At 40.0% G+C, this 15,590-nt stretch carries 2 protein-coding genes; both read right to left on the reverse strand.

Annotated features, from left to right (window positions below):
- Window positions 1–31: 31 nt before the first annotated feature.
- Entirely contained in the window at window positions 32–10,756 is a 10,725-nt protein-coding gene (locus tag ACOMC3_RS17175; RefSeq protein WP_420317119.1) for an FG-GAP-like repeat-containing protein, read from the reverse strand.
- A 229-nt stretch (window positions 10,757–10,985) separates the two neighbouring features.
- Window positions 10,986–15,590, reverse strand: a complete 4,605-nt coding sequence (locus tag ACOMC3_RS17180) for an Ig-like domain-containing protein (RefSeq protein WP_420317120.1) — start codon at window positions 15,588–15,590, stop codon at window positions 10,986–10,988.

The following is a 15,590-nucleotide window of genomic DNA, read 5'->3' on the forward strand; positions in this document are numbered from 1 at the left end:
CTCAAGTGCTTCATTAACTTAAATTCAAAATTTAACGAACCATAATTCGATAACTCACGACATGTGATTCTCTATCTTCTTTATCAAAGATATGGAGGATGTAAACTCCTTCTTTGTAACCAGAAACATCGATCTCTTCGTATCCATCATATCCACTTCTGATATCCTGCGTCCACAAAACATTTCCAGCTAAATCAACCAACTGCGCACCTACTTTTTTATCAGTCAAATGTCTGTAGCTCAATTTCAATACATCCGTAGTTGGGTTTGGATATACTTCCAGGTTTTTAAAGTATTTGAAAATTAAGCCGAGCACTCGCTCGATATTTACTTCGATTCCATCTTCTGTTGCAAAAGCTGTCAACTTAAAGTCAGTATCGCTGATACCCTCTTCCCCAATTTCAAATTCAACAAACGAAGATTCATCCAATGGAATGCCTGGATATTCAACAAAGAATCTGTACAAGCCTTCAGGAAGGAATCCAAATTTGAACTCTCCATTCTCATCTGTTTCCCCATATGCTATCAATTCAAATTCATCATCATCTTGCCCAGTTCTTCCACCAGACCTTTTTCTCCTAAGCCCACATTTTCTCTTGGCGGCTCTCCTACGCGCATCAATTCTGGCATTCTCATCTCCAAAATCCTCTTCAATTAATACCTCTAAAGTACCAACATCATTCGGATCCAATTCACCAGGAATAAGTGTCATGCTCACCTGGAAGGCAGTATCTTCTCTAAATAAAACTGTATCAGCTTCTACCCACTCAAACGCATCCGCATAGTAGGTAGGAATGTATTTCTCAGGATCGGAATCTATCGAAATGAGGTAATCACCTAATATCACATCATTGAATGTGAACGCACTTGGTTGATTGCTAGCGACTGCCAACGTATCAAATCCACGATTTACTTGTGTTGTCAATAATAAATATCCGTCAACATTGTCAGGAATTAATTCTCCATTGTCATCATTCACATCCACTGAAAAATCGGCCACAGCAAATGCAAACATTGAATCAACTGCAATTGTAAGATCTGGCAAACTGTCATTTCGTGCTTCAGCTTTGAATTTGCCCATATTAGAATAATCGATGGATAGAATGCCCAGAGAATCTTCATTCACATCAAAATCAGCACCGCTTGTTATCAAAGTTCCATTTCTGAACCACTGATAGGTATTGAACTCACCACCCACATTGAATGTCAGTGATGTATCACTAAAGACACGTACTAATAAGGAATCTGCGATAGCAGTCTCATTAAATGAAATCCTTGTCTTTTGATCAGAATAACTAAAGTTAGCAATGCTTCTTTGGGGTTCTAAATCATCAAACTCCAACAAGTTTGCTGAAACATCTAATTCAGTCAAGGATTCTAAATAAGTAAGACTATCAATCCCCGTTAAAGCATTATCGGAAAGATCAATGACACTTACTTCGGTGAGCGAGTCCCTTAGTGGGAATGTCCCTGATAGATTATTACTTGGTACTCTTATTTCAGTAACCCTTTGATTTTCAAGAGTAATGAACTCCCAATTTTGAAGTCTTGGCTCGGTAGTCCAACCACCATCATTCGTCCAATTCTCCCCATCTGTTGCATTGTATATAGCTTCAAGCGCATTAAAGTCTGATACTGTCTCAGGTTTTATACGAGTCACCGCTGTTGTGTCATTAGAATAATCTGATGTTTCAGATGCGGTATTTACAAACCGGACGCGATAGTAGTAGGTTGTGTTGAAATCAAGATCTGTGATCAACGCCTTACGCTGTGTTGTAGAAAAGTCTTCATATCCAGTTAAGAAAGTAGAAAAGTCAGCTTCTTCAGACACATCCAAGAGATATTCCTGAACATCTAACGCTTCACTCCAGTTGGCCTGGAATGACGATGACGTTCTTTTAGAGGATACAAGCGCTCTCAATTCTTGTGTGATTGTGAGCTCCCCTTCAATATCATCTACTCCCTCATTTTCGTTTTGATCGGTTGCAACCGCCATTACATCATAAACTCCATCTGCCAGAGTTGGAGAAATCGTTCCCGCTGGTAGAGACCAGGTACTATCAGCATTAATAATTGTAACCAAATATGTGCTATCGCTAATTGTCAATTCAAGGGTCGCTGCTAGATCATCGATTGTGCCTGTGATCTCAGGACTGCTAATTGAAGTACCCAATACATCTACAGCCACTACAGGAGGCGTTACATCCTCTACAATGGTAATGGTCTGATTAGCAGGGATGTTTGCAAAACGATTCACATTTCCAGAGGTCCATCTTATCTCTAAGGAATCCACAACCGTTGCAGCAGCTAGTCCAAAATGAGCGGTAATCTCATTCCCATTAAACAAACCATTCATATTATTCACTTGCTCAATGCGCCAGGTACCTCCAGCTTTTGCTCTTACCTGAGTGCCAATGCCTACTTTATTCACTTCATCACCTTCGAGGTTGACTCTCAAATAATTATTAGAGTTTCCATTATTTATATACAGATTATTCGCTTGAGTGTTAATCTGAGATGCAACGAATATATCCTGGAAGCCATCATTATTAACGTCTGCAACACTTAGATGAGAGAAAGGAGAGACCATTGTGAAATTGGAAGATTCTAAAGGATTTACCCTATTGAATGTCCCATCACCAGCATTTTCATGTAATACTGGAACACCCCCATCCATGATCCAAATTAGATCCTTGTCTCCATCGTTATCAAAATCCAAATTGGTAAGACCTCTGAGAGTATTAACATTCGTGTCTAAAAATTCTGCTGGCGTTAGCTCATTTAAAATGCCAGAAGCATCAAACAATACCAATCTTGATGGCTGATTCTGTCCCGCAATAACCACATCCAAATATCCATTACCATCAAAATCTGCAAAAGTTGCCCCTCTCGACAATGGTGCATCATTATCTTCATACATCAGATCGAATTTGAATCCCCCAATGTTTTCGTAAATGTGGAAGAATCCATCTCCAGTTACTATTAAATCGGGTAGCAAATCCTGATTTAAATCTGGAGTCAGGTAAGTCCATCCAAACGGGATATCTTGTCCATCACTTCGATGATCAGGATTGGTTTGTTCATCATATGAACCATCCCCATTATTAATAAATATTACATTATTTGAGGTAATTATATCAAGGAAGCCATCATTGTCAAAGTCTGCATTATTTATTCCCAACCCGATTGATTCAAATTGATCGTTCGTTGCAAATGAGCCTCCACCGGTGTTATCAAATAAGAAACTCTTCGCGTCATCGATAAACTGGCTTGTCCCTTGACCATTCACAAATATGTCCAGGTCATCATCATTGTCAAAATCAGCCCAGAGTGCCCCTCTGCTACCAAATTCCAATGCAACAAGATCTCCAGAAGTCACTTTAGTAAAGACCCCTGAACCATCATTTTGATACAAGTAATTGTTCTTAGTAACAATAGCCGGATCATCAAATAAATGCCAATTGGTTACGTACAAATCTTGATCTCCATCTGAATCATAATCCCCAAATGAACCGTGATATGAATTTGATGGTATGTCATTGTAAATATCTCCAGTGAGAATTTGATTGAAATGAGGATCATTCACCGTAACCATAAATGTTTCGGAAGGATCTGAATCTCCTGACGCATTTCTGGCTCTTACCCTATAGTAATAAGTGTTCCCTGAAACAACCGTGTTATCAACATATGCTTCAATCTCCAAATCTCCTTCGATCTCGGCTTGTCTATTTGGTAAAGCAGTTGCTATTTCTGTATAAGTACTATCATCATCCGATCGTTCTATCACCCATTCTTCAAGAAATTTAGAATTTTCACTCCACGAAAGGTGAACTGAGGAATTACTGGCTACATTGGCTGTTAGATTATAAGGTGCATTCGGTATTGGGTCCAGCAGGTTCTTCACATAAGTAAGTCTTACATCATAGCCACAATCATACGTGTATTCAATAACCAATGAATCATTCGCTGGGAAAAACTCTGCGTAATTAATTGATGTGATTCCATCTCCTCCGCAAGCCAAAGCGGTTTCACCTTCAACATTTATTGTCCCATCACAATTCTGAAAAATTGTACCAATAACAGGTGTAGATCCAAAGTTATCAAGATAGCCTGCTTGAAAATCTTCTATTGTTATCGTTCCATCAGGATTCGCAGTAAATAGAACATTGGCGTCAAAACCTCCATCTGTATCAAAGCCTGGCTGCAATTCGGTAGCGATTCCTGTATAGCTTCCTTCTTTTATTAATTCTAACCCGTCGCACTTAGCTGCAACCAACACTTCTGAGTATGCAGAAGTAAGTACTCCACTTTGAGCAGCGATTCTATAATAAACGGAATCTATGTTTGGAGCTTGTCTGTCAGAATATCTGGTAAACGTTTCAACGGTAGCAATTTCAGAAAAATTTGTGCCGTCAATAGAACGCTCAATGATGAAGTTGGTACTATCATTAAAGTTGAGTTGCGACCATCCAATATTAATGACCGTATCCGTTACTAATTCGAAAAACAGATCGGTAGGGGTATTAATTTCAATACCATTATCTCCAATTGCAATGGCATCAATCGAATTATATGGACCAAAGTCACTGTTGACAGATGCAAAAGAGTTAATTCGGAGCTGTGAAACATTAAACGTGGTAGTAGGAAAATTGACCTCTATTTCTTCACCGTTATTTCCATTTCTGGTAAAGTTTAGGAAGCTTTCAAATTCCCCTGAATTTGGATTAAAAACTTCAATAGAAACAGGCGCACTTCCAAATAACCAAATTGAGTTGATAGGTGCAGGATTATCAAAACTCACCTCAATGTAAGGATTATCATCACCCAGAGCAGGTGTCCACCCTCTTTCTTCAGCATTTAATCTAACAATCTGGTCGTTAGGATCATCATTATCATCAAATCCTCTATTTGGAAGTCCAAGTATTTCGATTGCCTGATAATCAATTGACCTGGCCTCACTGGTTACCGTATCGACGGCTGTAGCATATCTCCTGCTTGTTTCATTGATATCAATGCTGACACTTTCAGAAGGGATTCCTTCATATGACCCATTCCCTCCAGGTCTTTGTATCAAACAGGTATAGACACCCACGTGAGAGTTATCCAGATTAGTCAGTACGAGTGAAATGGCATTTTCTCCACTTAATAATTCACCATCTTTAACCCACTGATATTCAGCATCCCCCAGTATACTGTTTGTTACTGTCAAAGTGGCTGTACCACCTGCGGTGACTATTCCTGAAACATTTACTGAATAACGAGCATTTTGCTCAGCGATATCTTGAACTGATATGGAGTCATTTGGAACCAGGTCTTCATATAACAACCTATTCTTTCGGACGTCTAAAGATGATAAATTCGACAATGTCGGAACAGAACTCAGAGCATTTCCGAAAAGATTGACATCTGCAGTCAGATTTGTAAAAGTAGAAGGAACGGCTCCTGAAAATTGATTAAGAGACAAGCTTATATAAAAAGCATTGGTATAATCTCCAACAAAATCCGGGATGGTCCCACTCAACGAAAGGTTGTCCAATGAAAATTCTTCGATGGCTGTAAGTGCAGCCCATTCAGGTGGAATGTTTCCAGTTATTCCAGGCATATCCCAGATTCTGATTCCTTGTAGCTGAGTTAGGTTTCCAAATTCTGGAGGTAACTGGCCTTCATATTGGTTGCCTCCAATATTCAAGAATTTCAGTGTACTCATCGAACCAATTTCTGGTGGGATTGGACCAGTGATTTGGTTTCCGCTTAGTAATAAGGTGTCAAGTGCTGGTAATGTATAAATTGATAATGGGACATCCGTGAAGGTATTGAACGCAATTCCCAGATAACTCAAATTAGAAAGTGTACTGATGGTATCAGGAACAGGGTCTTCTAACTGATTAAAGGCAAAATCAATCTTTCTCAACTGTGAAAGATTTCCTATCGCATCAGGAATTGGACCCATGAAGTTATTGCTTGCAAGTCCTAAAAACTCAAGTGAATCCAAGTTTCCGATTTCAACAGGAATATTTCCCTCAAGTCCATTCCCCCCGTTGATTTCATCTCCCAGATTTAAGTACTTGAGTGCTGTTAAATCCCCTATTTCTACCGGTATTGCCCCAATCAGATTGTTTGAATACAGTTCAATCCTCGTTACCCGATTATTTTCCACGGTAATTCCATACCAATCTTGTACAAATTGACCAGGCTGTAGCCAGTTGGTATTATTAAACCAGTTATCACCATCGGTCGCATTGTATAAAGCAACTAAAGCAGATGAGTCTAATGTGACAACAGGGTCTTTTAGCTCCTCCAGAATATTAATCGTTTGATTGACCGCAATATTATTGATGCGATTAACTAACCCAGATGGCCACTTCACCACAATTGAATCCGCCTGAGAATTGGCTCCCATCCCAAAATGCAGATAATTGCTGGCGCCAGCGTGTAGTCCACTATTCGTTATTGCACTTCTCGAATTTCGTAATCCACCAGCATAAACAGACACTTCCGCACCAATACCCGCTCTATTGGAAACAGTACCCTCTAATTTTACTTTGAGCCAGTTGTTTCCAATCCCTTGATTTTGGTACAACATATTAGCTCGAAAATTGAAACTACTCGGAGAGTAGATGTCTAGATTGCCATCATTGTCATAATCAAAGACTGAAATACCATGAGCAGGGAATGTTCCAAGGAAATTCTGCCCTGTAAGTTGCGAGTAGCCTGCATTTGCATTGTTAAAATAAATCTCCAATGTATCAGTTCCTTGACCCTCATTGAAAATGATATCCACATACCCATCATTATTCATATCAGCAAGCGCGCTAGCTCTACCTCTGTCACACGCTTCACCAAATAAGTCGAAACAGGAGGTTCCTGTAAAGTTTCCAACACCATCATTGATAAAAATATAGCTGTCCTGGCCGTTCAAATAAGATCTTACAAACGCATCAATATCTCCATCATTATCTAAGTCCTCGAATGATGCTCCCCAAGGACCACTAAAAGTTGTGGTAACTATGGCATTGGTTGGTTGCTCAATAAAATTGCCTGCCCCATCATTAAAAAAAAGTTGATTTGGCGTACCAGTTAAATATAAATCAACATAGCTATCACCATTTAGGTCCACTAAAAATGGTGATACAATGCCTCCATTAGCTGATAGATCGATAATTCCAGCTTGTTTAAATAAGGTGTCTGTTCCAACGTTCATATAGATATGAAGCGAATCCCCATTCACATTGGCAGCAGCATCCAATAAGCCGTCATTGTTTACGTCACCCCATGCGGCTCCATAAACTGGTTCATCCAATGAAATTGATGTGAATGTTCCATCTCCATTGTTTCTGTAAATGGAGGCTATTCCATCAGTATTTGTAGATGTGAAAAGAACATCACATGCAAAGAGATCCAGAAAGCCATCATTGTTATAATCTCCCCAGGCAGACCCATAGGTACCGTGATCAGCTCCATTTGGTATAGCCGCTGTGGTTCTTTCAAAAGTACCCCCACCTAAGTTCCTGTATAAGTAACTTGGAATGTCACCAAGATTTATGGTCCAGATATCATCCAAGCCATCATTGTCATAATCTCCAACAGCTGCTCCGTAGGATGTGGCGCTCAGAAGGCCATCATCGACAAACTCTGACACTTCGATCCATGTAAACTGGCTTTGTTCTTTTGTGAAGATGGTAAAATTGTTTGAAGTCAGTGTTAATCCTGGAACCGCAGGGTTAGTTGCTTCCAGATAGTAGACACCCTCATCTGCAACTGTCCAGGAAGGAGCCGTTAAAGTCGGGCCTGTTTCCCCCGGTATTGGGCTTGAGTCCTTGTACCACTGATAGCTGTTATTGCCATTATAATTTTGAATTTGGGTAAATAATGTGCCGGATTCTCCTATTGCCAATGCAGCCAAGCTGTCCGCTCCGACTGGATCTTGAGGAGAATAAGAAATCCCTGGAATCCCAGAGTTAATGTCTAAATCTTCAAATGTTAAATTATTACCAACCAGATCTAAAAACGATAGCCCGGAAAATCCTGTGAGATCAGGAATATTTTCAAGTCTATTATTTGCTAAATCAAGGTAATCTAATGTGCTTAAATTGGTGATTTCAGGAGGTATGGCTACAATAGAATTTCCATTTAAGCTTAAATATATCAGATTCGGAAGATCCCCGATTTCTATTGGAATGGTATCTTGCAAATTCAGGTTATCTAATATCAGAGAATCGAGAGCTATTGCATTACCAATCTCTAAGGGTAAAACTCCATTAACACCAAAATTTCCATTTAAATCTAAGACGGTCATAGCAGTTAAATCGCCGATTGCAGGTGGTAGTTGCCCGGAGAGATTATTACTCGGCAACTTCAGCCCAACGACTCTGTCACCAATTACCTCCACACCAAACCAGGTATTAACGGGTCCTAATTTCCAGTTGGTTGAATCGTTCCAGTTTCCACCACCAAGAGAATCATAAATAGCAACTAAGGCGAGTGAGTCGGATACATTGACAAAGTCAGGTTCGATCACGTTATGGAGTTGATTTAATCCGACATTTATCATTTCTTGAAAAATGCCTGATGGCCATTCCACTATCACAGTATCTGCAATTGTAGCATCACCCATTCCAAAATGAGCGGTGAGACTATTCTGTGAAAAAAGACCGGTTCCGGCTGATATTTCTCTTAACTGCCATGTAGGTTGCCCGCCAATATCAGCTTTAACTCTAACCTTAGCACCAATTCCTGATCTGTTAGAAATAGTTCCCTCTAAATCTACTTGCAAGTAATTATTTCCTTCTTGTGTATTCTCATAAAGGACCCAATCACCTCTTCTGTTTACAAAGTCTAGATTACCATCGTTATTGAAATCTACAAGAGCAATTGGAGCAAACCCCTGGGATGTTAAAAAAGATCCTTCCGTGATTTCAGTAAATGTTCCATCGCCATTATTGAGGTATAGAAAGTTCTTATTTGAAAAACTAGAGACCAATAAATCTAACAATCCATCATTATCTATATCTCCCCAGGCACTGCCGAAAGGATCACCTAGGGTTATGGCACCTACAACTCTTGTAAAATCTCCGGCTCCATTATTTTCAAATAAAACCGGATCATTGAAATTGTTTATCACAAACACATCTAAAAAACCGTCGTTGTTGTAGTCTCCCCAACTATTTCCAAAAGCGCCAAAAGTGTCATTGATCAGCTCATTGGTTACAACTTTAGTAAAGGTTCCATCTCCGTTATTTTGATACAAACTATTCGGATTAGGAGAGTTTTGTGTCATCACATACAGATCTTGATCTCCATCGTGATCGTAATCAGACCATGATGCACTGACTGACCCTTCAATATCAGTAGCTACAGGTCCTACAGATATGGTTGAAAATGTTCCATCACCATTATTTCTCATTAGATAATTTACTTCACTGACGACATTTGCCCCAGCAGTAATAAATAGATCAATGAAACCGTCATTGTCATAATCAGCAAAAGCATAGTCTTGAAAATCACCTGTCAATGCTGAAAGATCTCCTCCTCCTGATAAGGACATGTTTCCTGTGCCATCATTAATAAGAAGTCGTGGATTACTCGAATTAGCAACAAAGACATCTATATCTCCATCATTATCAATGTCACCTGATGTCGGACCAAAACCCCCTCCATTGGTGACTAAATCACCAACTCCTACTGAAAAAGTACCATCTCCATTATTCAAATAAAGCCCTGTCGATCCCGTTGGAATTAAATCATCAAAACCATCATTATTTACATCTCCCCAGCCTGCACCTAAGTTTGCTGACTCGCCGACAAAAGCACTTACGGGCACCACCTTAAAATAAGATGTATCTTCTTGAAATACGTTTATATTTCTACTAGTAAGAGTTAGCCCGGGAGCTGATGAGTTTGTTACGGTTAGGTTGTAGACACCAGTGTCTGCCAGGGCAAAACTGAATATTTGCAACTGCTCAGTAATTTCTCCAGGAATATCTACTGATTCTTTTAACCATTGATAGGCATTGCCAGCACCTGGAGAAGTTTGCTGTAAACTAAAATCATCCCCTAGAACCACTGCGGTATCCAATGATACACCGAACGCATTTTGAGGACTGTATGTGAATGACGAAATTCCTATAAGTGGTAGTATATCATCAAACTCAAAATCATTTTCCGAAATATCTAAAACTGTCAGTGAACCTATGACTGTTAAGTCTGGAATGTAGTCGAATTGGTTGGTTGCAAGATTTAGTTCAACCAGTGATGTTAAACTTGTTATTGTGTCAGGGATGGAATCATTTAAGTTATTAAAAGAAACATCCAGATAAATTAGATTGGTTAGACTCCCAATTTCAGATGGTAGAGGCCCAAATAATGAATTATTATTTAATCGAAGAGAATCCAAAGAAACTGCATTTCCAATCTCAATTGGAATCGTACTAGCAATTGAGTTTCCACTAAGATCTATGGTTGTTGCCATATCTAAATTTCCTATTTCTATGGGGATTTGACCATTAAGGCCATTTGCTTGAAGCTCTACCTTTACAACTCTATTACCACTAAAAGTAATCCCATACCAGGTATTGATAGGTCCAGTATCAGGCCAGCCACTACTGTTAATCCAACCTACTCCATTTAAGTTATTGTAAATAGCTACAAGTGCCGTCGAATCAGCCGTACGATTTTGGGAATAGGAAGCAGGTAAAACAATTAAAATTAGAATCAGTGATACAATGATTTTGCTGAGGGTAGATAATAGCGGTTTCATGTGGTGAGTTTTTGGTGAAAACTAAAGCATCTGCTAAACCAGACTAAAAGTTGGTTACTCTAAATATAGTTGAGGCCGGGGGCATATCAAATACCCACATTGTGGTATTTTCCAAATATCATTGAATTATACAAGCGATAAATGCGAATAATTCAATTATCAATTGATAAATTTTGGAATAATTTACTGTATGATCTTAAAAAAAGACATAATGTCCTTGAACGAAGAACTATTCGTTTACGATGATTCGGTAGCTCACGACTGTCCCTTTTGCATCTGAATGATCGTAAATGTGAAGCATATAGATACCTTCGGATAAATTGGAAACATCAATCTCCTGATACCCATCAAACCCACTTTGAATCTCATTGGACCACATAATATTTCCAGATAGATCTACCAGTTGCGCCGATACATCTTTTGATTTTAAATGGCGATATTGAATTTTAACCACATCATCTGCAGGGTTTGGATATACTTTTAGGTTTTTGAAATATGAAAGAATCAGCCCAAGTACCCGATCAATGGTAATTTCAATACCATCTTCCGTTGCAAATGCCTCTAGCTTAAAGTCAGTGTCACTGATGCCCTGCTCCCCAACTTCAAATTGAACAAACGATGACTCATCGATTGGAATCCCCGGATATTCTACAAAGAAGCGATAGATTCCTTCTGGTAAGAATCCAAATTTGAACTCACCGTTTTCATCGGTTTCACCATAGGCAATCAACTCAAATTCATCATCATCCTGCCCAGTGCGACCACCGGATCGTTTTCTCCTGAGACCACACTTTCGTTTAGCAGCTCTTCTTCGAGCATCAACTCTGGCATTTTCATCTCCAAAATCCTCCTCAATTAAAACATCCAAGGTACCCTCTCCATCAATAGGTCCCAATTCACGAGGAACTTCAGTCATTACAACTTCCACGGATGTTGCCGCTCTGAATTCAAGCGTATCAGCAAAAGTCCATTCAAATGCATCGCCAAAATATGTTGCAATGAATAAGTCTGTGTTACTTGGATCAATCCCACATAAATAGTCTCCAAGAACAACTCCTGAGAAAGTAAATGTGCTCGCAACGTTCTCTGCAACTTCTAATGTGTCAAATCCTTGTTGTCTTCTTACTGCCTCTAATAAATATCCAGATACGTTATCAGCTAAAGGGTTACTACTGCCATCGACAATACTCATATCTAAATCTGCAATTGCATACACAATTTGAGGTGTTACCTCGAGAGTAAGATCAGGAAGCTGTGAATTGGTTACTGTCGCTGAAAACTCACCCATGTTATCATAATCAATAGATAAAATCGATACCGCCGAATCCACAATATTAAAATCTGCTCCTTGAGAAATTTCGGATCCATTTCTAAAGAATAAATATGCATTCGTCGTGCCTCCTATATCAATGGCTAAAGTTGTGTCCGAAAGGTGAGGTGTCTTGATTGGATCTCCACCTGTGTCTTCAGTAAAAAAGATGTCCGCTTGAGGGGTGTATGTGAGGCTGGCTATTCCCAATAAAGGCTCAAGGTCACCAAAATCTAGAGCATTTGTTGAAACATCTAAATTTGAGATGCTTGTACTATCAAAATCCATTAAACCAGAGATTTGATTATCACCCAAATTCATTGAAGTGATTGCTGTCAATCCTCCTTCTGCCCCAGCAGTAAATGGATTTGGCATATCTCCAATAGCACCAACACTGCTAATATCTACTTGATCTACTCTCAATTTTGATGCATCTAATGTAATACCATCCCAAGCTCTTAACCGTGCTGACTCCCAGTTTACCGGGCTTGTCCAATTAGGTCCATCCAGTGAAGTATAAATCTGAACCAGTGCAGTTGAATCAGCTATGGTTTCTGGGTCAATTGACGTTTTCACCGACACAGTATTTGAGTTTGCTGATGTCTCACTGGCTGTGTTTACGAGTCTGACTCGATAGAAATAGCTTGTCGCAAAATCTAAGCCATCCACCAAAGCAGAAGTAGCTCCCGTCTGCACATTTTCAAAACCAGGAACAAATGTTGAAAAGTCACTGGAAGTTGAGACATCTAACTCATAATTGAGTACATCTTCTCCCTGACTCCATCTGGCAGTAAATGAATTTGAAGTGATTGATGTAGCTGAAACAGCCAATAGAGTAGATGTGATGATCAATTCATCATCTGTCGAATCTATTCCCTGATTCCCAAGTGAGTCAGTTGCAGTTGCTACTACAGAATATGTACTGTCCACCAATCCCGGTGATATGGTGGTTGCTGCAAGCGTCCAGGTATTGTCTCCATTGTTTACCGCTGCATAGTTATTCCCATCTACTGCCACATCTATGGTAGCATCAGGATCATCAACCGTTCCGGATAGCTCAGGGCTGGAAATTGAAGTGGCAAGAAAATCTACCGTTACTATTGGAGCTGTTCCATCCACCCGAAGTTCATTCACTGTGCTATCAGCACCCTGAGTACCGCCCACATCTGCCAATACCGCCACATCATAAACGCCATCTTGAAGATCAGGGGTAATTGTTCCTGCGACTAAGGTCCAGGTACTATCTCCATTATTTGTAGCACTATAGGTAGAGCCATCAACCGTTATATCAATGGTAGCAGACGGGTTATTTATTGCTCCAGTAAGAGCGGGGCTCCTGTTGTTTGTTGAAAGTGGGTCAACTGATGTCAAAACATCGATGCTAAATATGATTAGCTCATCCGTGGTTATATCATTTATCACACCTTCAACACCCCGATCTGCTGCTGCTACAACATCGTAAGTTCCTTCTGCCAGTGGAGGTGTAATCGTTCCAGCTGTTAGCGTCCAGCTATTATCTGAATTTACAGTTGCTGCATAGGTCGAACCATCCACTGTGACATCAACTGTTGCTGCTGTATCCGTTACCATGCCTGTTAATTCAGGGGAAGTATCTGACGTTGATAATGTATCAATCGTTACTTCCAGTATGTCAATGGTCAATTCATTGGTGGTTGTATCCGTTCCTACATTGCTGGCTGAGTCTGTAGCCTGAACCACCACATCATAAATACCATTAGGTAATGGTGGAGCTATAATTCCGCTATTTAGTGTCCACACCCCTCCAGTAATGGTGGATGCAGCATAAGTAGCGCCATCTACAGTAATGTCTACTGATACGCTATCATTATCAACAGTTCCTGATAGGGCAGGACTTGTGTCAATGGTAAAAACTGTGTCTACAGTTACTACAGGTGCAGTAACGTCATATATTACTTTAAAAGTCTCTGCTGTTGGAGAAGGAGTGCCATCATCTTGAGCTGTAGCCGCACTATCAGCAATGTCCACTGTAATCAAACCCTCGGTGGTTAAATCCAGCAAAAATGTGAAGGTAGAATCATTTACTGTAGTAAATGAGCCTCCTTGCAGAGAGCCCCCGGTTGAAACTGCAATATCTGTTTGATCGAACCCATTTACAGCTTCACCAAAGCTGACAGTCATATTTAATGGTGTTGTATTGGTGGGTATTGATTCTGCACTAGTTATAACCGGTGCTGCCATATTTACCACCTGAAAAGGTCTAGACTCTGTTAATCCCCAATCACCATCTGAATTTCGTGCCCTGAAGTGAATTTGATAATTGCCAATGGTTACAGTATCTGTGTTGAGCATTACATTCTCATTCACTTGCGGTGCTGGCACACCAACAGCAATTGAGGTGGCATTTCCAACACCAGGGTCATTTCCTATGAAATATTCAAACTCTGATACATTGCTAATAGTCCCAGCTTTATCAACAAAAATTAGTCTTGTTTCAGTAGTACCCCATGAGCCACTCTCTGATCTGGCTCTCATACCTAAAACATGAAACCCGGGTAATAGAGCATTTGTTGTCAAATTCTCTACAATGGATATCGAATTTGCAGCCGTAAATCCTGTGATTTGAGTCGCAATCCCTACTCCAGGATCAGTATCGAAAAAATATTCAATCTGATCTACATTTATAACTCCTTGTGTTTTGTCTACAAATAATAACCGTGTTTCTGTAGTACCCCATGCACCCCCTTCTGATCGTGCACGCATTCCAAGTGTGTGGAAGCCAAACGATAGGGTATCTGTATTTAGAGACTCAACAATGCCCACACTATTACTTGCCGTAAATGGTGCTACTTGAGAGGCACTCCCAACCCCTGGATCTACATCAAAGAAATACTCAATCTGGTCAACATTAATGATGCCACCTGCGTCCGATTGATCAACAAAAATCAAACGTGTTTCTGTAGTACCCCAGGCTCCTCCAACAGCCCTTGCGCGCATACCAAGCACATGAAATCCAAATGATAAAGTATCTGAATTAAGAGACTCAACAATTGATATCATGTTATTGGCCGAAAATGGAGCCACTTGTGAGGCACTTCCCACACCTGGATCTACATCAAAGAAATATTCGATCTGGTCCACATTTACAATAGATCCAGCATCAGATTGATCTACAAAAACCAATCGTGTCTCTGTCATCCCCCACTGGCCTGCGGCGCGCAATGCTGGGTCGATATACAAATAAGGCTCTTCTATTAGAGACCCAGTATCCAGAACATTAAATTCAGGGCTGAATGGTACATTTCTCGCTCTTAGTCCTAATGTATGAAATCCCGTTGGTAAACCTGACGTAGAGAGCAGCTCAGTCAGTGAAATAGTAGAGTCTGGAATTATTGTAATTGCAGTAGCACTTCCAAAACCAGGATCCACATCAAAGTAATATTCCATATCGAATATTTCCAAGGTGTCTTGGGCATAAATCATGTGTGATGCAACCAGCATCCCACTTGCTAAAAGTAGCTTCGAAAGGTAATTAGACCATCTCAT

The organism is Ekhidna sp. (assembly GCF_965212185.1).
In the GTDB taxonomy this organism is placed as follows: domain Bacteria; phylum Bacteroidota; class Bacteroidia; order Cytophagales; family Cyclobacteriaceae; genus Ekhidna.